The following is a 22252-nucleotide window of genomic DNA, read 5'->3' as shown; positions in this document are numbered from 1 at the left end:
ACCCCAGCGGCGGACCTCAGCGCAGCAGCGCCTTCAGCGCTTCCACGCTCGTGCGCACGTCCTCCGGGGCGCCCGGCTCGCGCGGCTCCTCGGTGAGGATCGTGTCCTGCTCCAGCACGTACCAACCGTCGTAGCCGCGGGCGCGCAGGTGCCGCACGATGGTCTCGAAGTCGACGTCGCCGTGCCCGACGGGCCGGTACATGCCCTCGCGGACGGCCTCGGTGTAGGTGCGCCGCCCGGACCGCACCTGCTTCGCCAGGCCCAGGTCGACGTCCTTGACGTGGGTGTGCGCGATCCGATCGGGCACCTGCCGGACGAGATCGGCCGGGTCGGTGCCGCCGATGAGCAGGTGCCCGGTGTCCAGGCACAGCGCGATCGACGAGCCGTCGAGCACCCGCTTCACGTCGTCGGGCGTCTCCACGAGCGTCCCGACGTGCGGGTGCAGCACCGCGCGCACGCCGTGCCGGGCGGCGAGCGCCGAGATCCGGTCCAGGTTGGCCAGCAGGGTGCGCCAGCCCGCTTCGTCCAGCTCGGGGCGGCTGTCGTAGCCGGTGAGCCCGGTGTCGGCGGACAGGACGAGCACGGTCGAGCCGGTGGTCGCGTACCCGGCGAGCACGCGCTCGATCTCCGGCACCGGGTCGTGGTCGGGCCGGTGCAGCTGCACGGGCACGAAGCCGCCGATGGCGGCGAGGTGGTGCTCGGCGAGCACCTTGCGCGGGTCGGGCGGCAGGAACCCGGCGGGTCCCCACTCGGTTGCGGCGAGCCCGACCTCCTCCATCTCGGCGAGCACCCGTTCCGCGGGGAGCTGGTAGCCCCAGCCGGGCACCTCGCACACCCCCCACGAGATGGGTGCGCCGGCGATGCGGTTCATGCGGGTACCTCCAACGAGACGGTGCGACCGGTCCGCCACGACTCGGTCGCGGCGGCGGCCAGATCGGACGCCACGAGCGCATCGTGGCCGGTCACGCGCGGCGGGGTGCCGTCGCGCACGCAGCGGGCGAACGCGTCGAGCTCCGCGACGTAGGCGAACGGGAACCGCTCCTCGAAGTCGCGGGCGAAGCCGCGGACCGCGCCGCCGCGGCTGCGCCACTCCAGCCCGCGCGGGTGCGGTGCGTCGATCCGCGCCGTGGCCAGGGTGCCCATCACCTCGGTGGAGCACTCGTAGCCGTAGCGGGCGGAGCGGCTGTTGTCGATCACGCCCAGTGCGCCGGAGACGAACCGCAGCACGACGACGGCGGTGTCGATGTCGTCGTACTCGGCGAACGCGGGATCGATCGCCGCGCCGTGCGCGGTCACCGAAGCGACCTCCCCGCACAGCCACCGCGCGGCGTCGAGGTCGTGCACGGTCATGTCGGCGAAGAACCCGCCGGAACCGGCCAGGAACGCCGGGTCCGGCGGATCCATGTCGCGCAGCGAGGTGCGGAACAGCTGCACCTGGCCCAGCTCGCCGGCGTGGATCCGCGCGGCTGCGGCCACCCAGTCGGGATCGAACCGCCGGTGGAAGCCGACCTGCAGCGCCACCCCCGCCGCCGCGCACGCCTCGACAGCGGCGACAGCGCTCTCCCGCACGAGCGAGAGCGGCTTCTCGCAGAAGACCGGCTTACCCGACTCGGCGGCCTGCACGGTCAGCTCCGCGTGCGCGGCGGTGGGGGTGGCGATCGCGACCGCGTCGCAGCGGTCGAGCAGCTCGGCGAAGCTCGCCGCCCACGGCACGCCGAACTCCGCCGCGGCGGGGTCCGCGTCGTACACGCACGCCAGGTGGGCCTCCGTGCACCCGCCGCGCAGGCTGCGCGCGTGCACTCGGCCCATCCGGCCGAGCCCGGCCAGCCCGATCCCGACCGTCACTTCTCCTGGCCCTCCCCCGACAGCCCGAGGTGCTCCTCGGCGGCCGACGCCCCGAGCTGCGCCCCGACGGCCTCCAGCTCGTGCGCCGCCGCGGCCGCCGCGCCGCCGCCGCGCTCCAGCTCGTGGCTGAGCTCCTCCAGCTCCGCGCCACCGGCCATCAGCGCGGTCAGCTCCTCGCGGGTGATCTCGTCCTTGGCGAAGTCGCCGAGGCTGCGTCCCCGCTTGAGCAGCATGAACCGGTCGCCCACCGGGTAGGCGTGGTGCGGGTTGTGGGTGATGAACACGACGCCCAGGCCGCGCTCGCGCGCCTGGATGATGTACTTCAGCACCACACCGGCCTGCTTGACGCCCAGCGCGGCCGTCGGCTCGTCGAGGATGAGCACCTTGGCGCCGAAGTAGACGGCGCGGGCGATCGCCACGCACTGCCGCTCGCCACCGGAGAGGGTGCCGATCGGCTGGTCGACGTCGCGCAGGTCGATGCCCATCGCCAAGAGCTCGGACTTGGTGATCTTCCGCATCGCCTCGACGTCGAGCCGGGCGAACGGACCCTTGCCCTTGGTGATCTCCGAGCCGAGGAAGAAGTTGCGCCACACCGGCATGAGCCGCACGACCGCCAGGTCCTGGTAGACGGTGGCGATCCCGCGGTCGAGCGCCTCGCGCGGCGAGGAGAGCCGCACCGGCTCGCCCTCCACGCGGAACTCGCCCGCGTCGTGCTGGTGCACCCCGGAGAAGATCTTGATCAGGGTGGACTTGCCGGCGCCGTTGTCGCCGAGCACGCACGTGACGGCGGCGGCCTCGACCTTCGTGCTGATGTCCTGCAGCGCGATCACGCTGCCGAAGAACTTGGAGACCCGCTCGATCTCCAGCAGTGGTGGTGCGCTCATCGCTACCTCTTCGTCTGCTCGGCGTAGCGGCGGACGACCTGGTTGGCGAGCACCGCCAGCAGCAGCATCGCGCCGAGGAAGAACTTGAACCAGTCGCTGTCCAGCCCGGCGTAGACGATGCCCTGGTTCGTCATACCGAAGATCAGCGCGCCGATCGACGCCCCGATGACCGACCCGTAGCCACCGGTGAGCAGGCAGCCGCCGATCACTGCGGCGACGATGTAGATCAGCTCCTCGCCGAAGCCCTGGCTGGTCTGCACCGACGTCTGCTCGATCAGCTTCAGCGTACCCACCAGCCACGCGCACGCGCCGACCGTCATGAACAGGGTGATGGTGGTGCGCTTGGCCGGCACACCGACGTTGCGGGCGGCCACCGGGTCGCCGCCGGTGGCGAACGTCCAGTTGCCGAAGCGCGTGCGGGACAGGACCCAGGCGCCGATCGCGGTGACGACGATCCACCACACGATCTGGATCTTGAAGTCGACGCCGAAGATGTTGATCTTCGCAGCGAAGATCGGCCGGACGGTGTCGTAGTACGGCACCGTGGCCATGCCGCCGACCGAGACCGTGCCGGTGATCAACTTCGTCACCGCCAGGTTCAGCCCCTGCAGCATCAGGAACATGGCCAGCGTGATGATGAAGCTGGGCAGCCCGGTGCGGGTCACCAGGTAGCCGTTGGCGAAGCCGACGCCGAGGCAGATCGCCAGCGACACCAGCAGTGCGACCCAGATGTTGAGGCCCCACTGGGTCGTCATGATCGCCGTGGCCAGGCCGGCGGTGCCGGTGAGCACCCCGGCCGACAGGTCGAAGTGCCCGCCGATCATCAGCAGGGCCACGGCGACGGCCATGATCCCGAACAACGACGCCGGGTCGAGCCAGTTCGAGATGCCCGCCAGCGAGTAGAAGTTCGACGACAGGATCGCGAACAGGATGAACAGCACGGCGGCGCCGATGAGCGACCCGATCTCGGGACGCAGGACGAGCCGCCGGACGAGGCTGATCTGGGCGACGCGCTCGTCGGCGGCCGCCGTGGGCGGTGGAGGGAGTGTGGTCGTCATGGGTGGTCTCCTTCAGACCCGCGGGGAGCCGGGCCGGGCCGGCGCCGCGGCCCGGCTCCCCCTCGCGTCCTAGCGGGTGCCCTGCGCGGCCAGGCTCTGGACCTGGGCGGCGTTCTCCTGGGTGACGTAGCCGGGCCCGGTCAGCACCGGCTGACCGCCGCCGATCGTGTTCAGGTTCGACTTGTAGAGCGTCAGCATCACGATGGGCAGGTAGCCCTGCGTGTACTGCTGCTGGTCGACGGCGAAGAGCATCCGGCCGTCGGCGATCGCCTGCGTGACGTCGGCGTTCAGGTCGAACGTGGCGAGCTTGGCCGAGGAGCCGGAGTCGGCGACGGCCTTGATCGCCACCGCGCCGATCACCGGACCGAGCGTGAGCACCCCGTTGATCGACGGGTCGGTCTGCAGCTTCGCCTTGATCGTGGCCTCCGCACCGGACGGGTTGGAGTTCTCCACCTGCAGGTTCTCGACCTCACCGCCGAGTCCCTCGCGGAAGCCCTGGCAGCGCTGCTCGAGGCCGATGTTGCCGGCCTCCTGGATCACGCACAGGGCCTTGGTGACGCCTGCGGCGCGCATCTGCTCACCGGCGCCGCGGCCCGCGATGACCTCGTCCTGGCCGACGTGCGCGATCGCGCCGAACTCCTTGGACTTGTCCTGCCCGGAGTTGATGGTGATGACCGGGATGCCGGCGTCGACCGCCTTGCGGATCGAGGCCTGCAGCGCGTCCGGGTTCGCCATCGACACGACGATCCCGTCGACCTTCTCGTTCACCGCCGCGTCGATCAGCTGGGCCTGCTTGGCCGGGTCACCGCCCGAGGCCTGGTAGTTGACGCTCACTCCCTCGTCGCTGCCGGCCTTCTCCGCGCCCTTCTTCACGACGTCCCAGAAGGTGTCGCCCGGCGCGCCGTGGGTGATCACCGAGAACTTGTACCCGTAGGTGCCGGCCCCGCCGCCTCCGCCGGAGGCGGGGCTCGTCGGCTGACCCGTGCCGCTGCACGCGGCCGTGGCGACCAGCACCAGGGCCGAGGCGGCCACGATGACGCCCTTGCGCAGTCTCATCGAGGGATCCCTTCGGTGGGTGTGGTTGACGCGTTCGTGCTGTAGAGCGCCGGCTGCGGGCGCAGCTCGACCGGTTGCCGTGTCCCCGTGCGCAGAGATTCCAGGCCTGCCTCGCAGCAGGCGGTCGCGGCGTAACCGTCCCACGCCGTCGGCCCGGCGGACAGGTGCGTTCCACCGGCGGCGACGACGTCGATCCACGCCCGGAACTCGGCGTCGAAGGCGACGGCGAACCGCTCGATCCACGCGGTGGGCACGGACGTGTGCGCGGCGCCGGCGCGTTTGACGATCGCGCCGGCGCTCTCCGAGAGCTCGACGGTGCCGTCCTCGCCGACGACCTCGCCGCGGATGTCGTAGGCGAACCCGGCGTTCACGGAGGCCTCGACGTCGACGAGGATCCCGCTCTCGGTCTCCAGGATGATCAGCTGCGGGTCGCGGAAGCCGGGCTTGGCCTTGCGCGAGACCCGCCCGGTCAGCACCGTGACCGCGACGATCTCCTCATCGAACATCCACCGGGCCACGTCGATGTCGTGGACGGCGGTGTCGGTCACGATCATCTCGCTGGTGAAGAAGTCCGGCACCGACACGTTGCGGTGCGCGGCGTGCATGAGCAGCGGGGCACCGATCGACCCGCCCGCCACGACCTCCTTCATCGCCACGTACTGCGGGTCGTGGCGGCGCATGAACCCGACCGTGACCAGCCGCCGCCCCGCGGCCACCTCGGCGTCGAGGATGCGGTTGCACTCCGCGCGCGTCGGCGCGAGCGGCTTCTCGCAGAACACCGGTCTGCCCGCCGCGATCGCGGCGAGGACGTACTCCTCGTGGGTCGGTCCCCACGACGCGACGACGACGGCGTCCACGTCGTCGATGAGGTCGACGCCCGACCGGTAGACCTCGGCGCCGATCTCGGTCGCGACCGCGCGGGCGCGCTCGGCGTCGGTGTCGGCGACGGCCACGACCTGCGCCCCGACGGTGCGCCGCGCCAGCCGCAGCGCGTGCTCGCGGCCGATCATGCCGGTGCCGATCACGCCGACCCGGATCGGATCGCTCGTGCTCATCCCGTCCCCGTGGTCACGTCGCCGTCGGGAAGTGGAAGGACGCGTCGACCCGCGGCCACCGCGAGGTGACCACCTTCGCCCGGGTGTAGAAGGACACGCCCTCGGGGCCGTGGATGTGGCGCTCGCCGAACAGCGAGTCCTTCCAGCCGCCGAACGAGTAGTAGGCCATCGGCACCGGGATGGGCACGTTGATGCCGATCATCCCGACCTTCACCCCGCGCTGGAACCGCCGCGCCGCCTCGCCGGACGAGGTGAAGATCGCGGTCCCGTTGCCGTACGGGTTGGCGTTGATGAGCGCGATCGCGTCGTCGACGGTGTCGGCGCGCACCACCGACAGCACCGGGCCGAAGATCTCCTCCCGGTAGACGTCCATGTCGCGGGAGACGTGGTCGATCACCGTCGGACCGACGAAGAAGCCGTTCTCGTGGCCGGGTACCGTGATGCCGCGGCCGTCCACGGCGAGGGTGGCCCCCTGCTCCTGCCCGCTGCCGATGAGCCCGACGATGCGGTCGCGCGCGGCCGCGGTGATCACCGGCCCCATCTCGCTCGACGGGTCGCGGCCCGGGCCGACCTTGGTCTTGCGGGCCTTCTCGCTCACCGCGGCGACCAGCTCGTCGGCCGAGGTGCCAGGGCCTACGGTGACCGCGGCGGAGATCGCCATGCAGCGCTCGCCCGCCGAGCCGAACGCGGCGGCGACGAGGTGGTCGGAGACGTGGTCGATGCTCGCGTCCGGCAGGACGACCGCGTGGTTCTTCGCCCCGCCCAGCGCCTGCACGCGCTTGCCGGCAGCGCTCGCGCGCTGGTGGATGTAGCGGGCGATCGGCGTGGACCCGACGAACGACACCGCGGCGACGCCGGAGTGGTCGAGCAGCGCGTCGACGGCCTCCTTGTCGCCGTGCACCACGTTGAACACGCCGTCGGGCAGGCCGGCCTCGGCCCACAGCTGCGCGACGAACTCGCTCGGCGAGGGATCGCGCTCGCTCGGCTTGAGCACGAACGTGTTCCCGCACGCGATCGCGATCGGGTGCATCCACATCGGCACCATCACCGGGAAGTTGAACGGCGTGATGCCCGCGCAGACGCCCAGCGGCTCGCGGAAGGAGAACAGGTCGACACCGGTGGAGACCTGGTCGGAGTACTCGCCCTTGAGCAGCTGCGGGATGCCGCAGGCGAACTCGACGACCTCCAGGCCGCGCTGCACCTCGCCGCGCGCGTCGGAGACGACCTTGCCGTGCTCGTCGGAGATCATCTCGGCGAGCCGCTGCATGTTGTCCGCGACCAGTCGGCGGAACTCGAAGAGGATCTTCGTACGCTGAGAGAGCGACGACTGCGACCAGGTCTCGAACGCCGCGGCCGCCGAGCGCACCGCCGCGTCGACGTCGGCGGCGGACGCCAGCGGCACCTCGGCCTGCTGCTCACCGGTGGCCGGGTTCCAGACCGGCCCGGTGCGCGTCGACTCCCCGGTCGTCGCCTTGCCGCCGATCCAGTGGTGGACGGTCCTCACGACGCACCTCCGATGAGCGGGCGCTGCTTCTGCTTGTCGGCCTCGTAGGTCCGCCGCGCAGCGACGGTCGTGTCCAGCCTGGCGACCTCGGCGACCGGGACATCCCACCAGGCCTCGTTGTCGGGTGCGGGCGCCAGCGGGTCGGTCTCGATGTGGATGACCGTGGTGCGGGTGGCGGCGCGGCTGCGCTTGATCGCCTCCCGGAACTCCGCGATCGTGCGGACCCGGATGACCTCGGCGCCCAGGCTCGCGGCGTTGGCGGCCAGGTCGACCGGCAGCACGTCGCCGTCGAGCTGCCCGGACTCGGTGCGGTAGCGGTAGCGGGTGCCGAACCGCTGCGAGCCGACCGACTCCGACAGGGCCCCGATCGAGGCGAAGCCGTGGTTCTGCACGATGACGACGTTGAGCTTGACCCCCTCCGACACGGCGGTGACCAGCTCCTGCGCCATCATCAGGTACGAGCCGTCGCCGACCAGCGCGAACACCTCGCGATCGGGGGCGGCCATCTTCACGCCGAGCGCGCCGGCGATCTCGTAGCCCATGCACGAGTAGGCGTACTCGACGTGGTACTGCTTCGGGTCCTTCGCCCGCCACAGCATCTGCAGCTGGCCGGGCATGGAACCGGCGGCCTGCACGACGACGTCGCGCGCGTCCAGCTCCTCGTTGAGCGCGCCGAGCACCTCGGTCTGCGCGGGCAGCGGCTCGCGGCCGGCGTGGAAGGCCTGGTCGACGACCCCGTTCCAGACCTCGGTGTTCCACCGGCGCGGCCAGCGCTCCCCGGCCAGCGCCTCGGTGAGCGCCTCGAGCGCCGCGCGGGCGTCGGCGACGAGCATCGCCCCGCCGTGCTTGGCCGCGTCGAACGCGGTCACGTTGACGTTGACGAACCGCACGTCGGGGTTCTGGAACGCGCTGCGGGAGGCGGTGGTGAAGTCCGACCAGCGGGTGCCGACGCCGATGACGACGTCGGCGTCGCGGGCCAGCGCGTTCGCGACCGGGGAGCCGGTGGCGCCGATCCCGCCGACGGCCTGCGGGTGGTCCCAGGCGATCGCGCCCTTGCCGGCCTGGGTGTCGGCGACCGGGATGCCGGTGGCCTCGGCGAAGCGGCCCAGCGCCTCAGTCGCTTCGCTGTAGATCACGCCACCGCCGGCGACCAGCAGCGGCGCCTTCGCGGAACGGATGATCTGGACGGCGCGGGCCAGCGCGGCGGGCTCGGGCACCGGACGGGCGACGTGCCAGACCCGCTTGGCGAACAGCTCGTCCGGCCAGTCGTGGGCCTCGGCCTGCACGTCCTGCGGGAGCGCGAGGGTCACCGCGCCGGCGCTGGCCGGGTCGGTGAGCGCGCGCATCGCCCCGAGCAGTGCGGACGGCAGCTGCTCTGGCCGCCAGACCCGGTCGAAGAACACCGACAGCGGGCGGAACGCGTCGTTGACCGACACGTCGCCGGTGTCGGGCCGCTCCAGCTCCTGCAACACCGGCGAAGCCACCCGCGTGGCGAACACATCGCTGGGCAGCAGCAGCACCGGGATGCGGTTGGTGCTGGCCAGCGCCGCGCCGGTCAGCATGTTCGTCGAGCCCGGTCCGATCGACGCGGTGCAGGCGAACGTCTGCAGGCGGTTGCGCATCTTCGCGAAACCGACGGCCGTGTGCACCATGCCCTGCTCGTTGCGGGCCATGTAGAACGGCATCTCGTCGGTCGTCTCCAGCAGCGCCTGCCCGACGCCGGCCACGTTGCCGTGGCCGAAGATCCCGAAGCAGGCCGGGATCAGGCGCTGCTCGACGCCGTCGCGCTCGGTGTACTGGTTCGCCAGGAATCGCACGAGCGCCTGGCCGACCGTCAAGCGGGTCACGGCTGCTTCTCCTCAGTCGTCGTCAAGGGCAGCCGGGGATCGATCTCCTGGTCCGCCCACGTGCCGCGGACCCAGCCGTGCGCCGGGTCGTCGCAGATCCGCCAGGCCCGCTCCGGCGAGGGGCCGGCCATGACGTTGAGGTAGTAGAGGTCGTAGCCGGGGGTGGCCATCGACGGCCCGTGCCAGCCGTACGGGATGAGCACGGTGTCGCCGCTGCGCACCTCGGCGCACACGTCGATCTCGCGGCCCGGCCCGGAGGTGTAGACGCGCTGGTAGGCCGGACCGTCCCGGTCGACCTCGAAGTAGTAGATCTCCTCCAGCTGCGACTCGGTCTCGGTCTGCTCGTCGTGCTTGTGCGGCGGGAACGACGACCAGTTCGCGGCGGGGGTGAGCACCTCGACAGCGATCAGCTTGTCGGCGTCGAAGGTGCCGGGCATGCAGAAGTTGTTGACCTGCCGGCTGGCCTGGCCCGCGCCGCGCAGCTCGACCGAAACGTCCTCGGCCGGGCCGTACCGCGGCGACAGCTTGCGGGTGGCGCGGGCGGTCGGCAGCGCGAACCGGCCACCGCCCGCCGAGGTGACGGTGACCTCGGCGTCGCGCGGCACGTAGGCGAAGTCGCTGACGCGGCTGAACACGCTGCGCCGGCCGGCCAGCTCGAACGCCTCCCCCTCGCACGCGACGGTCGCCGAGCCGGAGAGCGGCAGCACGACCATCTCGTCCTCGCCGGTGGCGAAGGTGGCGCTGCCGCCGGGCGCGAGCTCCAGCACGCGCAGCCCGGAGTAGCCCCACCCCGCGCTCTCCGGGGTGATGAACAGCGCGAATCCGTCCCTGGCGGACTCGCCCCTTCGGACGATGTGCTTGGTGCTCACAGCAGGCTCACCACCGTGTCCAGCGCTCCTTCGACGTCGTCGTCTGCCGGGTAGAGCAGGCTGCGCCCCAGCACCAGCCCCTGCACAGTGGGCAGCGTGAGCGCCTTCTGCCAGCTCTCGTAGGCCGCGTCGGGGTCGGCGGAGACCTCGCCGCCGAGGATCAGCGCCGGCAGCGTGGTGGCGGCCATCGCCCGTTCCATGTCCTCGACGACCGGCACCTTCAGCCAGGTGTGCGCCGACGTGGTGCCGAGCCCAGCGGCGACGGTCATCGCCCGGATCATGGCCTCGGTGGACAGGTCGTTGCGCACGCGCCCGTTCGGACCGTCGCGGTGGGAGATGAACGGCTCGACCATCGCCATCAGGCCGTTGCCGGCCAGCTCGCTCACCGCTCGCCCGGCCGCTTCCAGCGTCGGCGCGGTCGCGGCGTCCTCAGGGTCGATGCGGACGAGCATCTTGCCGCCCTCGAACCCGGCCGCGGCGATGCTCGCGGCGTCGTAGGCGGTGAAGCGGTCGTCGATCTCGAAGGCGGTGCCGGCGAGCCCGCCCCGGTTCATCGACCCGATGACCACCTTGTCGTCGAGGGCGCCGAGCAGCAGCAGGTCCTCCAGCACGTCGGCCGTGCCGAGCACCCCGTTGACCTCGGGCCGCGACAGGGCGAGCACGAGCCGTTCGAGCATGTCGGCGCGGTCGGCCATGGCCATCGGCCGGGCACCCGCCCGCAGCGCGCCGCGGGCCGGGTGGTCGGCGGCGACCATCAGCAGCCTGCCGTGCTCCCCGAGCAGCGACGCCGGCCTGCGCCGGTTCGCCGCAGCCTCGGCGACCGCGTCGGGCCGCCGGACCCGCATCTCCACGAGCCGCTGCACCACGTCAGGCACGGCCCGCCACCTCCACCGCCGATCCGGCGCGCACGGTCTCCTCCACTTCCTCCGACGTCGGCATCGCATCCGCGCAGGCCAGCCGGCCCGCGACGATCGAGCCGGCGGCGTTGCAGAACCGCATCGCCCGGTCCAGGTCCCAGCCGGACAGCAGCGCGTGGCACAGCGCGCCGCCGAAGGCATCGCCCGCGCCCAGGCCGTTCACCACCTCGACCGGGATCGGCGGCACTTCGACGATCTCCCCGCCCCGCGACGCGAGCACCCCGTCGGGGCCCTGCTTGACGACCGCGAGCTCCACCCCGGCCGCGTGCAGCGCGGCGGCCGCGGCCCGCGGCTCCCGCTCCCCGACCGCGGTGTCGCACTCGTCGAGGTTCCCAACGGCCACCGTGACGTGCGGCAACGCGTGCTGCACCCAGCGGCGCGCCTCCTCGCGGGACTCCCAGAACATCGGCCGGTAGTCCAGGTCCAGCACGGTGATGCCGTGCCTCGCCCGCGCCCGCAGCGCCTCCAGCGTGGCGGTCCGGCTCGGCTCCTGCGACAGCCCCGTCCCGGTCACCCAGAACACGTCGGCGCTGCGGATCGCGTCGAGATCCAGCTCGTGGGCGTGGATCTCCAGGTCCGGCGCCTTCGGGTAGCGGTAGAAGTACAGCGGGAAGTCGTCCGGCGGGAAGATCTCGCAGAACGTGACCGGCGTCGGCAGGTGCGGCACCGAGGCGACGTACCGGTCGTCCACCCCGAACCCGCGCAGCGCGTCGCGCAGGAACTCGCCGAACGGGTCCGCCCCGGTCCGCGTGATCACCGCGGCGCGCCGCCCGTGCCGGGCCGCCGCGACGGCGACGTTGCTCGGGCTGCCCCCCAGGTACTTGCCGAACGAGGTCACGTCACGCAGCGACACCCCGACCTGGAGCGGGTACACGTCCACCCCGATCCGGCCCATCGTGAGGACCTCCGGGGGCAGCGCCCCCTGACCGGACATCGCCACTGATGCTCCCTCCTCCGGTTCGCGGAGAAGATGTACTCTCAGCGCTAATCACATGTCAACACTTTGTCCTAACAAAGTACCCGGGGAGAGTTGCGCATGCCGGTGCCCGATGTCGCCCTGGACCGCTCGAGCCCGGTCCCGCTCTACTACCAGGTGGCCACCCGACTGGAGCAGCTGATCGACGAGGGCGAGCTGCCCGCCGGCAGCCGACTGGAGAACGAGATCGAGCTGGCCGATCGCCTCGGCGTCTCCCGCCCGACGATGCGCCGCGCGATCCAGTACCTCGTCGAGCGCGGCCTGTTGGTCCGCAAGCGCGGCGTCGGCACCCAGGTCGTCCACCCGAAGGTGCGCCGCCCGGTCGAGCTCACCAGCCTCTACGACGACCTCGCCAAGAGCGGTCAGGATCCCCGCACCGAGGTCCGCTCCCTCGTCTCCGAGCCGCTGTCCGACCACGTCGCCGGCCTCATGGGCCTCGCCCCGGGCACCCCGGCCACCCGCATCGAACGACTGCGCTACGCCGCGGGCGAGCCCCTCGCCCTGATGACCAACATCGTCCCCGCCGACGTCCTCGAGCTCAGCGTCGAGGCCCTCACCGACCACGGCCTCTACGACCTGCTCCGCGCCGCGGGCCGCGTCCCGCGCATGGCCCGCCAGGTCGTCGGCGCCCGCGCCGCCACCCCGGCTGAGGCCCGCCTCCTCGGCGAACCCGCCGGCACCGCCGTGCTCACCATGACCCGCACCGCGTGGGACGCCGGCGGCCAGGCCGTCGAGTACGGCTCGCACATCTACCGCGCCTCGCGCTACAGCTTCGAGCTGACGCTGACGTCGGCGTGACGACCTCGCCGGCGACGGCCACGGGGAGCGCCGGGGCGGGCACGATCTCGGGCGGGCGCGGACGCGGCGGGCCGTGGCCGCAGGAGATCACATCGGTCCGGGCCCGGGAACCACGACTCGGCGTCCCGAACCCCACGGATCGGCGTCGGGAAACCCCCAGTTCGCGGGCCCAGTGCGCGCACGCAGCCGGGACTGCAGCCCCGCTCAGCCGTCGGAGTTCAACGAGTCCCGCACTCGGACCAGCAGATCGGCCAGATCCCGCTGCTGCTCCGCACTCAACCCCCGCACCGTCCGCTGCTCCAACTCCACCCACGCCGCCCGGGCCCGCGGAACCGCCTCCCGCCCCTTGGCGGTGAGCCGCACGACCAGGGCCCGCCCGTCGGAAGCGGACGGCTCCCGGACGACGAGCCCGGCCCGCTCCATCGCCTGCAGCGTCGCGGTGACCGTCGACCGATCGCGCCCCATGTAGTGCACGAGCTCGGTCTGCGGCACCGCGTCCCGCCCGTCGAGGTAGAGCAGGACGATCTCGTGCGGCGGCGTGACCCCGGCCGCGTTGAGCAGCTCGGTCCCCACCCGCGCGTGGGCGCGCAGGACCTGCAGGAGGAGCGACCCGATGGGCGCCCCGTCGATGCTGATCCCGACGTGGGGGCGCGGCGCCACCCCGGGCGAGCGGTCCGCGGAGCGACTCATGGGCCCACCCTAGAGACGCTGTTGGCATGCCAGCAAATTCGCTACTTTGTTGGCATGCCATCAATCAGGTCCGACCCGGACCGCATCGATCCCGCCCTCCTCCGCCTCATGGGCGTCCTGCTCGCCGGCGCCTCCGCGGCGCTGCTCGACACCACGATCGTCGCGGTCGCGATCAGCGACCTGACCAGGGCGTTCGACACCACGGTGCAGGTCGCCCAATGGGCCACGACCGCCTACCTGCTCGCCATGGCCGCCGCGATCCCGCTCATGGGCTGGCTCACGGACCGCTGGGGCGCCCGCCGCGTCTGGCTGGGCACGCTCTGGCTGTTCCTCGCCGGCTCGATCCTCTGCGGCCTGGCGTGGTCGATCGGCAGCCTGATCGCCTTCCGCGTCGTGCAGGGCCTCGGCGGCGGGCTGATCCTGCCGCTGGTGCAGGCGGTGCTCGCCCGCGCGGCGGGCCCCCGCCGGATGGGCCGCGCCATGGGGCTGATCGGCATCCCCGGCCAGCTCGCCCCGATCCTCGGCCCGGTGCTGGGCGGGATCATCCTCGGGACGCTCGGCTGGCGCTGGATCTTCTTCGTCAACGCGCCGCTCTGCCTGCTCGCGATCGCGCTGGCCCACCGCCACCTGCATCCGGCGGACGAGCCGCGGCCATCCGCGCTCGACCGGCTCGGTGCGCTGCTGGCGGTCCCGGCGACGGTGGCGATCCTGGCCGGCCTCTCCCTGGCCGGCGAGGCCCCGGACGTCTCGGTCGCGCTGCTCGTGGACGGCGCGGTGCTGCTCACCTGGTTCGTGCTGCGCTCCCTCCGCCGCGGCGACCGGGCCCTGCTCGACCTGCGGCTGCTGCGGCAGCGGACGTTCGCGGTAGCGACCGCGATGATGCTGCTGTCCGGCGCCTGCCTGTACGGCCCGATGCTGCTCCTGCCGCTGCACTACCAGCTGGCCCGCGGCTTCCCCGTCGACCAGGTCGGGTGGCTGCTGGCCCCGCAGGGCGCCGGCCTCGCAGCCGGGCTGCTGGTCGCCGGGCGCTGGGCCGACCGGACCGGCCCGCGGATCGTCGCACTCACCGGCACGGCGCTGGCCGCCGTCGGGCTCGGGGTGTTCGCCGCCGCCGGCGACGCGTCGCTCGTCGTGCTCTCCGCGGGCCTGGCCGCGCTCGGAGCCGGGCTCGGCGGCATCGGCGTGGCGGTCTCCGCGACGAGCTACCGCGACGTCGCGCCCGTCGCGATCCCGCGGGCCACCAGCCTGCTCACCGTCGTCCAGCGCATCGGCGCGTCGTTCGGCACCGTCCTCGCCGCGCTCGTCCTGGAGCGGCAGCTCGCTGCGGCACCCGACGCCGGCACGGCCTTCGCACACACCTTCACGTGGACCATCGCGCTCCTCGCCGTCGTCCTCGCCGTCACGCTCCTGCTGCCCGCCCGGCCGCCGGCCCGCTGAGTTCCGACGCCGGAAAGTACCCGCGTCGAGAACGAAGCAGTGGCGATCTCGAATCGATTCAAGTCGCCACGAGTTCGTTCTCGACGCACCGAGATCCGCGACCCGCAGCCCAGTCGCACGGCCAGGTCCACGCGGTGCCGCTCGGCTGAGAGGGCCGCCACACGGCGGCCCGCCCGCTTGACCGGCCTCGGCACCGCGACCACTCTGGATCGAGAGCCGAGAGGGGTGCACGCACGTGGCCGGACAGGATCTGGTGCGCCGCCGGCACATCGATCTCGAGCGCGTCAGCAGCGCAGGCTGTCGTGCCCGCTGATCCTCCGCCGTTCCCGCACACTCCTGCGAAAGGTCCGTCCCCCCGCTATGTCCCGCCTGCGCAAGCTCGGCTTCCTCACCATCGGGCTGTTCGACGAGGCCGATCCCGCGGCCGGTCACGAGACCACGCTGCGGATGATCGAACTGGGTGAACGGCTCGGCTTCGACAGCGCCTGGGTGCGCCACCGGCACCTGCAGTTCGGCATCTCGTCGCCCGTCGCGGTGCTGGCCGCGGCGAGCCAGCGCACGTCCCGGATCGAGCTGGGCACCGCGGTGACTCCGCTGGGCTGGGAGAACCCGCTGCGGCTCGCCGAGGATCTGGCCACCGTGGACCTGCTGTCGGGCGGCCGGCTCAACCCGGGCGTGAGCGTCGGCCCGCCGATGCACTACGACCTGGTGCGCGACGCGCTGTACCCGCACTCGGCCGATCTCGAGGACTTCGGCGACGAACGGCTCGAACGGTTCCTGCGCGCCGTGGCCGGGGAACCGGTCCCCGCGTGGAAGGGGACCGAGGGCTTCGAGGTGTTCTCCGACCGGGTGCAGCCGCACTCGCCCGGGCTGCGGTCGCGGCTCTGGTACGGCGCGGCGAGCCTCGGCTCGGCCCGCCGCGCCGGCAAGCTCGGAATGCACCTGCTGACCAGCAGCGTCGTGCGCGCGGAGGGCTCGAGCGACGGGTTCGCGGCGATCCAGCGCCGCCACATCGACGCCTTCCGCGAGGAGAACCCCACCGGCCGGGTCTCCCAGGGCCTCGTCGTCGTCCCCACCGACAGCGCCACGCCCGAGCAGCGGGACCGCTACTTCGCCTACGCCGCCGCGCGCACCCCGCGCACCGCGGCGCCGCAGGGCCCCGCCGGCATGCTGTTCGCCCGCGACCTGGTCGGCACGAGCGCCGAGATCGCCGAGCAGCTGCAGGCGCACGCCGGCTACCAGGCCGTCGACGAGGTCGTGTTCGCCCTGCCGTTCACCTTCCGGCCCGAGGACTACGAGCAGATCCTCACCGACATCGCCACCAAGCTGGCGCCGGAGCTGGGCTGGGTGCCGGCCACCTCACCGGTCGGGTGAGCGGCGCGGCGCCCGGATGTGCGGGACGGGCCGGCGCGGAGCGGGCACCCGCGCCGTGACCCGCCGCGCCGCCCCGGACGCTGCCCTCCAGCCCGAGCGCCGCGTCGAGCACGTCCGGGTCGTCGCGCCCGTCGTGGAAGACCAGCCGCAGTTCGCCGGACTCCCCCAGCTTGCGCCTGCGCTGACGGATGCGGGCGACGAACGTGCTGGACCGCGCTGCCAGGAACTCCTCGAACGTCCCGCTGATCGCGACGTACGGCGAGCGCTGGACGAGGCTGCGCCGCGGGGTGCCGCAGCGCGAGCGCACTGCCTGCTCGGCCGCATCGGCCGCATCGGTCGGCTGATGACCGAGGTCGAGCAGCAGCGGCGCGGCGTGCAGGGCGCGGTCGAGCAGCTCGGCCACGGCGTCGGCGTCCTCGGCGACCGGCGCGCCCGCCCCTCGATGCGCTCGCTGCACCGCATCGCGACCGCACTCGGGACGACCCAGCAGGCGCTGCTCGCCGCGGCCGCTGGTGACGGACCGGGCGACACCGGCCAGATGCTCGACGTCGGCGGCGGCGGGGCCCGGCTGATCCTGCACGAACCCGCCGGTGTGGACGTCACCGAGTTCGTCGGGCTGCCGCGGGAGTTCGAGGACTTCTTCGAGCACCCGCGGGCCGAGCTGCTGTACGTGGCGCGGGGGCGGTGGAGGTGGAGGTCGTCGAGGACGGGTGCAGTACGCGGACGGTGCTCGGGCCGCGGGACACGATCACGTGTCCTGGTGGAGCCGGGCACCGGTACCGGCAGATCGGCGAGGAGACCTGTGTGCTGCTGGTGATGCACCGTGGAGTGTGAGGACCCGGTCCTCGACCGGTGGATCGCGGATGCACCTGCTGCGGGGGTGGTTTCGCCGTCGGCGATGGTGCTGGCGACGGTCTTCCCGGATGGGTCGCCGGCTGCCCGGACGGTGCTGGTGACCGCCGTCGAGGGTGGGGCGCTGCAGTTCCATCCCTCGGCGCCTACGGGCAAGACCCGGGACCTCACGGCTCGCCCCGTTGCGTCCGGGGTCTTCCCGTGGGCCGCGCTGGGACGGCAGGCCGTGGTGTTCGGGCGCGTCCGGGAGCTTGAGAGGTCCGTGACGGCGGCTGCTTTCCGTGAGCGGCCGGAGCAGCTGCAGCGGGTGGCGTGGACCTACGAGGCCTTGTTGCCGTCGGTGGAGCATCCGCTGGGCGCCGTCGATCCCGCCGCCGTGGTCACCGTCCGGTGCTGCTCGGTCAGGGGCGGTGGGCGGTCCGGGGTGTGCGCCCGGCGCTGTTGAGGCGGATCGCGTCTGCAGGGGTTCCTCTCCTGCGCCCCGAGCCACCGACCATCCCACGGGAACTCAGGCGGGGGTGAGCCGCGCCCGAGACGGCGGATCGGTGCACCGCGCCGTACTCGATGCACCGATCCACCAGTTCGGCAGGAGGTGCTAGACGATCTTCTCCGCCTCCTGGAAGACGTGCCGGAGGATGGCGGCGATCTCGTCGAACTCAGCCTGGCCCGCGATGAGCGGCGGGGCGAGCTGGACGACGACGTCGCCGCGGTCGTCGGGGCGGCAGTAGAGGCCGGCCTCGAACAGGGCACCGGGCAGGAAGCCGCGGACGAGGCGTTCGCGCTCCTCGGGGTCGAAGGTCTCCCGGGTGGTCTTGTCCTTGACCAGCTCGACGGCCCAGAAGTAGCCGTCGCCGCGGACGTCGCCGACGATCGGCAGGTCGAGCAGCGTGCGCAGGGTGGCCTCGAAGGCGCCCTCGTTGGCGAGGACGCGGTCGTAGAGGCCCTCGCGCTCCATGAGGTCGAGGTTGGCGAGCGCGACCGCCGCGGAGACGGGGTGGCCGCCCCAGGTGTAGCCGTGCGGGAACGTGACCCCGGGGCGGAGGAACGGCTCCATGACGCGGTCCGACGCGATGAGGGCGCCGAGCGGGCTGTAGCCGGAGGTCATGCCCTTGGCACAGGTGATCATGTCGGGGACGAAGCCGAACTTCGTGCAGGCGAAGGGCGCGCCCTGGCGGCCGAACGCGTTGATGACCTCGTCGGAGACGAGCAGGACGTCGTAGCGGTCGCAGATCTCGCGGACCCGGGCGAAGTAGCCGGGCGGCGGCGGGATGGAGCCACCGGAGTTCTGCACCGGCTCCAGGACGACCGCGGCGACGGTGTCCGGGCCCTCGAAGAGGATGGCCTCCTCGATGCGGTCGGCGGCCCAGCGGCCGAAGCCCTCCGGGTCGTCGGCGAACTCGGGGCGGCGGTAGAGGTTGGTGTTGGGCACGCGGAAGCCGCCCGGCGCGAGCGGCTCGAAGTCCTGCTTCATCTTCGGCAGGCCGGTGATGGCCAGCGCGCCGTGCGGGGTGCCGTGGTAGGCGACGGCACGGCTGATGACCTTGTGCTTGGCCGGCTTGCCGACGAGCTTGAAGTACTGCTTGGCCACCTTCCACGCCGACTCGACGGCCTCGCCGCCGCCGGTGGTGAAGAAGACCCGGTTGAGGTCGCCGGGGGCGAGGTGCGCGAGCCGCTCGGCGAGCTGCGCGGCGGCCGGCGTGGTGTAGCCCCACACCGGGAAGTAGGCCAGCTCGCTCGCCTGGCGGGCCGCGACCTCGGCCAGCTCGCGGCGGCCGTGGCCGACCTGGACGACGAACAGCCCGGCGAGGCCGTCGAGGATGCGGCGGCCCCGGTCGTCCCAGATGTGCACGCCCTCGCCGCGGGTGATCACCGGGATTGGGTTCTCCGGGCCCCGGCCGCCCATTCGGGCGAAGTGCATCCACAGGTGTCGGGCCGCCTGATCGGCGGTGCCGGTCGCGGTGGACGGTTCGTGCAGCGCGGTCATGTCGCGCCTCCGTTCGACGGTTCTCGGGTGCGGGCGATCAGGAGTTCTGCGGGAAACCGAGGTCCACCCCGCGGTGCGACGGATCGGGCCAGCGGGTGGTGACCACCTTGCCACGGGTGAAGAAGTGCACGCCCTCCACGCCGTGCGCGTGGGTGTCGCCGAACAGCGAGTTCTTCCACCCGCCGAACGAGTAGTAGGCCACCGGGACCGGGACCGGCACGTTGATGCCGACCATCCCCACCTCGACCTCGTTCTGGAACCGCCGCGCGGCCCCGCCGTCGTTGGTGAAGATCGCCGTCCCGTTGCCGTACGGATTGGCGTTGATCAGCTCGATCGCCTCTGCGTAACCGGCGACCCGCACGACCGACAGCACCGGTCCGAAGACCTCATCGGTGTAGATCGACATGTCGGGGCGGACGTGGTCGAACAGTGTCGGGCCGACGAAGAAGCCGGCGCCGTCGGCGTCGAACTGCGCCTCCCGCCCGTCGACGACGAGCTCCGCGCCCGCCGCCACCCCGGCCTCGATGTAGCCGGTGACGCGGTCGCGGGCCGCGGCGGTGACCAGCGGACCCATGTCGCAGGAGCGGCGGCCGTCACCGGTGCGCAGCGCGCGGGCCCGCTCCGCGATCTTCTCCACCAGCGGGTCGGCGACGTCCCCGACGGCGAGCACCACCGAGATCGCCATGCACCGCTCCCCCGCCGAGCCGAAGCCGGCGTTGACGGCCTGGTCGGCGGCGAGATCGAGATCGGCGTCCGGCAGCACCACCATGTGGTTCTTCGCCCCGCCCAGCGCCTGCACCCGCTTGCCGTTGGCCGTGCCGGTCTCGTAGACGTAGCGGGCGATCGGGGTGGAGCCGACGAAGCTGATCGCCTTGACGTCCGGGCTGGTCAGCAGCGCGTCGACGGCCTCCTTGTCGCCGTTGAGCACGTTGAACACGCCGTCGGGCAGGCCGGCTTCCTGCAGCAGCCGGGCCAGCCACAGCGCCGCCGACGGCACCTTCTCCGACGGCTTGAGCACCACGGTGTTGCCCGCCCCGATCGCGATCGGGAAGAACCACAGCGGCACCATCGCCGGGAAGTTGAACGGGGAGATCACCCCGACCACGCCGAGCGGTTGGCGGAGCGACTGCACGTCCACCCGCGTCGAGGCGTTCTCCGTGGCCGAGCCCTTGAGCAGGTGCGCGATGCCGCAGGCGAACTCGACGACCTCCAGGCCGCGCGCCACCTCGCCGGCCGCGTCGGCGAGCACCTTGCCGTGCTCAGCGGTGATCAGCTCGGCCAGCTCGCCGCTGCGCGCGTTGAGCAGCTCGCGGAAGCGGAACAGGATCCGGGTGCGCGCCGCCAGCGAGGTGTCCCGCCAGGCCGGGAACGCCGCCTTCGCCGCGGCGATCACGGAGGCCGCCTCCTCCGCGGACGCCAGCGGCACGGTCGCGGTCACCTCGCCGGTGGCGGGATCGGTCACGTCGCCGAACCGGCCCGAGGTGCCGGCCACCTGCTGGCCTGCGACCCAGTGGTGCAGCGGGACCACGGCGGACGTCTGCAGCACGCTCGTCATGGCTCTCAGTCTCGGCACCACACCACCGCGAGGAACCTGTCGATCCGTATCGATCTGCCGCAGGGGTCGACGGTCTGTAAAGATCTGGCGCGTGCACCCGACCGTCGCCGAGATCCTCGAGCTGCCGGTGGTGGCCGCCGGCCGGCCGGTGGTGCGAGCCGGCCGGTCGGCGCTGGACACCCGGGTGCGCTGGGTGCACGTGAGCGAGCTGCCCGATCCGGCCGGCACGCTGTCGGGCGGCGAGCTGGTGCTCTCGATCGGGATCCCGGTGAGCGACCCGACGACGGACCCGGCCGACTACCTGCGAGCCCTGCGCGTGGCCGGCGGGGTCGCGCTGATGATCGAGCTGGGCCAGCGGCTGAAGGCGCTGCCGGACGAGCTGGTGCAGGCCGCTCGCGCGATGTCGTTCCCGCTGATCGAGCTGCGCCGCACGGTCCGGTTCATCGAGGTCACCGAGGCCGTGCTGGGCCGGGTGCTCACCGAGCAGCACGCCCAGCTGCGGTTCTCCCAACGGGTCGCCGACGCGTTCCGCGGCCTCGCCGTCGACGCGGCCCGCCCCGGCCGGGTGGTGGAGACCGCGGCGGGACTGCTCGGGTACCCGGTGGTGCTGGAGGACCTGGCGCACCGGGTGCTCGCCGTCGCGGGCGGGGACCCGGCGCAGGTGCTGCGCGACTGGACCACGCGCTCCCGCGGCGCCGCGGCAGCGGAGGGCTGGCACATCGTGCCCGTCGGCCGGCCCACCGCGCGCTGGGGGCGCCTCGTCGTCCCCACCCGCGTCGACGACGACCGGGTGCCGATGGTGCTCGTCAACGCCGCCGACACGCTCACGGTGATCGCGAGGCTCTCCCCCGAGCCGGACCCCGCCCGCACCGCCCGCAGCCACTGGTTCGCCGATCTCCTCGCGCTGCCCCGCGGCGGCCTGCCCGAGCTGCGCGCTCGCGCGGCCGCCCTCGGGCTCGATCCCGCTGGGCCGTTCACGGTGCTGGCCTGCCCCGCCGGGTCCGCCCTACCGGTGCCGTTCACCGGCGACCTCCCGGACGGGACGGTGGTGGCGATCGGCCGGGCCGAGCCGGTGTCGGTCGCGTACCCGGTCGCCACGGCGGAGGCGGCGGCGTTCGAGGACCTGCCCGCCGCGGTCACCGAGGCCATGCGGGTGCTCGGCGCGGTCCCACCGGGGCCTGCACGGGTGTGGCGATCCGCCGACCTGGGGATCCGCGGGCTGGTCCACGAGCTGCGCGACGATCCGCGGCTGCTCGCCTTCGTCGAGGACCAGCTCGGCCCGATCCTGCGGCTCGACGACAGGCGGCGGACCGACGCGCTGCGCAGCCTGCGCGCGTTCGCCGAGGCGGACGGGGTGATCACCGCGTTCGCCACCCGGATCGGCACCAGCCGTCCCTCCGCGTACGCGCGGGTGCGCCGGCTGGGGCAGCTGCTCGGCCGCGATCTCACCGATCCAGCGGTCAAGCTGTCGCTGCAGGTCGCACTGCTGGCCGCGGACACGGCCGGGATCGGCTGACCGCTACTGTCGATCGCCGAACCAGGGCCGACGGA

General features: G+C 72.8%; 22 protein-coding genes. 7 read left to right on the top strand and 15 right to left on the bottom strand.

Annotated features, from left to right (window positions below; genetic code table 11):
- Positions 1-16: 16 nt before the first annotated feature.
- The 11 genes from BUE41_RS02915 to iolC all read right to left on the bottom strand — a co-directional run bounded on the left by BUE41_RS02915 (position 17) and on the right by iolC (position 11969).
- A complete protein-coding gene (locus BUE41_RS02915) occupies positions 17-871 on the bottom strand; it encodes a sugar phosphate isomerase/epimerase family protein (protein ID WP_073455276.1) in 855 nt (284 codons plus the stop codon).
- Positions 868-1845, bottom strand: coding sequence for a Gfo/Idh/MocA family protein (locus tag BUE41_RS02910; protein ID WP_073455275.1), 978 nt, complete (start codon positions 1843-1845; stop codon positions 868-870). Before BUE41_RS02910 ends, BUE41_RS02915 begins: the two co-directional genes overlap by 4 nt.
- Complete coding sequence (locus BUE41_RS02905) at positions 1842-2729, bottom strand: ATP-binding cassette domain-containing protein (protein WP_073455274.1); 888 nt, start codon at positions 2727-2729, stop codon at positions 1842-1844. The genes BUE41_RS02910 and BUE41_RS02905 overlap by 4 nt, the downstream gene beginning before the upstream one ends.
- A 2-nt stretch (positions 2730-2731) precedes the next feature.
- On the bottom strand, positions 2732-3787 hold the full coding sequence (locus tag BUE41_RS02900; protein WP_073455273.1) for an ABC transporter permease: 1056 nt from the start codon (positions 3785-3787) through the stop codon (positions 2732-2734).
- Positions 3788-3856: 69 nt separating this feature from the next.
- Entirely contained in the window at positions 3857-4843 is a 987-nt protein-coding gene (locus BUE41_RS02895) for a sugar ABC transporter substrate-binding protein (protein WP_073455272.1), read from the bottom strand.
- Positions 4840-5898 carry a Gfo/Idh/MocA family protein gene (locus tag BUE41_RS02890; RefSeq protein ID WP_073455271.1) on the bottom strand — a complete coding sequence of 353 codons (1059 nt, stop codon included), beginning with the start codon at positions 5896-5898 and terminating at the stop codon, positions 4840-4842. The genes BUE41_RS02895 and BUE41_RS02890 overlap by 4 nt, the downstream gene beginning before the upstream one ends.
- Positions 5899-5911: 13 nt before the next feature.
- Positions 5912-7402, bottom strand: a complete 1491-nt coding sequence (locus BUE41_RS02885; protein ID WP_073455270.1) for a CoA-acylating methylmalonate-semialdehyde dehydrogenase — start codon at positions 7400-7402, stop codon at positions 5912-5914.
- Positions 7399-9249 carry a 3D-(3,5/4)-trihydroxycyclohexane-1,2-dione acylhydrolase (decyclizing) gene (gene iolD / locus BUE41_RS02880; protein ID WP_073455269.1) on the bottom strand — a complete coding sequence of 617 codons (1851 nt, stop codon included), beginning with the start codon at positions 9247-9249 and terminating at the stop codon, positions 7399-7401. Before iolD ends, BUE41_RS02885 begins: the two co-directional genes overlap by 4 nt.
- The gene (gene iolB / locus BUE41_RS02875) at positions 9246-10118 is read right to left on the bottom strand and encodes a 5-deoxy-glucuronate isomerase (RefSeq protein WP_073455268.1); all 873 of its coding nucleotides are present in this window, start codon (positions 10116-10118) and stop codon (positions 9246-9248) included. Before iolB ends, iolD begins: the two co-directional genes overlap by 4 nt.
- Positions 10115-10993, bottom strand: coding sequence for a Cgl0159 family (beta/alpha)8-fold protein (locus tag BUE41_RS02870; protein WP_200803739.1), 879 nt, complete (start codon positions 10991-10993; stop codon positions 10115-10117). The genes iolB and BUE41_RS02870 overlap by 4 nt, the downstream gene beginning before the upstream one ends.
- Positions 10986-11969 carry a 5-dehydro-2-deoxygluconokinase gene (gene iolC, locus BUE41_RS02865; RefSeq protein WP_073455531.1) on the bottom strand — a complete coding sequence of 328 codons (984 nt, stop codon included), beginning with the start codon at positions 11967-11969 and terminating at the stop codon, positions 10986-10988. Before iolC ends, BUE41_RS02870 begins: the two co-directional genes overlap by 8 nt.
- A gap of 102 nt (positions 11970-12071) precedes the next feature.
- On the opposite strand from iolC, the gene BUE41_RS02860 reads away from it, so the two are divergent.
- A complete protein-coding gene (locus tag BUE41_RS02860; protein WP_073455267.1) occupies positions 12072-12809 on the top strand; it encodes a GntR family transcriptional regulator in 738 nt (245 codons plus the stop codon).
- Positions 12810-13013: 204 nt separating this feature from the next.
- On the opposite strand, the gene BUE41_RS02855 is transcribed toward BUE41_RS02860, so the two are convergent.
- Complete coding sequence (locus BUE41_RS02855) at positions 13014-13499, bottom strand: MarR family winged helix-turn-helix transcriptional regulator (protein WP_073455266.1); 486 nt, start codon at positions 13497-13499, stop codon at positions 13014-13016.
- Between the two features lie 54 nt (positions 13500-13553).
- Here BUE41_RS02855 and BUE41_RS02850 point away from each other — a divergent pair, with 54 nt between their 5' ends.
- From BUE41_RS02850 to BUE41_RS02845, 3 genes are all read left to right on the top strand, one after another.
- The gene (locus BUE41_RS02850) at positions 13554-14936 is read left to right on the top strand and encodes a DHA2 family efflux MFS transporter permease subunit (protein ID WP_073455265.1); all 1383 of its coding nucleotides are present in this window, start codon (positions 13554-13556) and stop codon (positions 14934-14936) included.
- Positions 14937-15171: 235 nt separating this feature from the next.
- Complete coding sequence (locus tag BUE41_RS32800; protein ID WP_407691645.1) at positions 15172-15249, top strand: putative leader peptide; 78 nt, start codon at positions 15172-15174, stop codon at positions 15247-15249.
- 47 nt (positions 15250-15296) lie between these two features.
- Positions 15297-16310 (top strand): LLM class flavin-dependent oxidoreductase, encoded by a 1014-nt coding sequence (locus BUE41_RS02845; RefSeq protein ID WP_073455264.1) that lies wholly within the window; start codon positions 15297-15299, stop codon positions 16308-16310.
- On the opposite strand, the gene BUE41_RS02840 is transcribed toward BUE41_RS02845, so the two are convergent.
- Positions 16243-16713, bottom strand: a complete 471-nt coding sequence (locus BUE41_RS02840; RefSeq protein WP_073455263.1) for a GNAT family N-acetyltransferase — start codon at positions 16711-16713, stop codon at positions 16243-16245. The genes BUE41_RS02845 and BUE41_RS02840 overlap by 68 nt on opposite strands.
- Here BUE41_RS02840 and BUE41_RS02835 point away from each other — a divergent pair.
- Positions 16654-17127 (top strand): hypothetical protein, encoded by a 474-nt coding sequence (locus tag BUE41_RS02835; protein ID WP_143171940.1) that lies wholly within the window; start codon positions 16654-16656, stop codon positions 17125-17127. The two genes, BUE41_RS02840 and BUE41_RS02835, sit on opposite strands and share 60 nt — an antisense overlap.
- Positions 17128-17190: 63 nt before the next feature.
- A complete protein-coding gene (locus BUE41_RS02830) occupies positions 17191-17607 on the top strand; it encodes a pyridoxamine 5'-phosphate oxidase family protein (RefSeq protein ID WP_143171939.1) in 417 nt (138 codons plus the stop codon).
- Between the two features lie 150 nt (positions 17608-17757).
- On the opposite strand, the gene BUE41_RS02825 is transcribed toward BUE41_RS02830, so the two are convergent.
- Both BUE41_RS02825 and BUE41_RS02820 read right to left on the bottom strand, forming a co-directional pair.
- The gene (locus BUE41_RS02825; RefSeq protein ID WP_073455260.1) at positions 17758-19146 is read right to left on the bottom strand and encodes an aspartate aminotransferase family protein; all 1389 of its coding nucleotides are present in this window, start codon (positions 19144-19146) and stop codon (positions 17758-17760) included.
- A gap of 37 nt (positions 19147-19183) precedes the next feature.
- Positions 19184-20701 carry a CoA-acylating methylmalonate-semialdehyde dehydrogenase gene (locus BUE41_RS02820; RefSeq protein WP_073455259.1) on the bottom strand — a complete coding sequence of 506 codons (1518 nt, stop codon included), beginning with the start codon at positions 20699-20701 and terminating at the stop codon, positions 19184-19186.
- 91 nt (positions 20702-20792) lie between these two features.
- Here BUE41_RS02820 and BUE41_RS02815 point away from each other — a divergent pair, with 91 nt between their 5' ends.
- A complete protein-coding gene (locus BUE41_RS02815) occupies positions 20793-22217 on the top strand; it encodes a PucR family transcriptional regulator (RefSeq protein ID WP_073455258.1) in 1425 nt (474 codons plus the stop codon).
- Positions 22218-22252 lie beyond the last annotated feature (35 nt).

The organism is Pseudonocardia thermophila (assembly GCF_900142365.1).
GTDB lineage: Bacteria > Actinomycetota > Actinomycetes > Mycobacteriales > Pseudonocardiaceae > Pseudonocardia > Pseudonocardia thermophila.
This window is presented reverse-complemented; position numbering and strand designations above follow the sequence as displayed.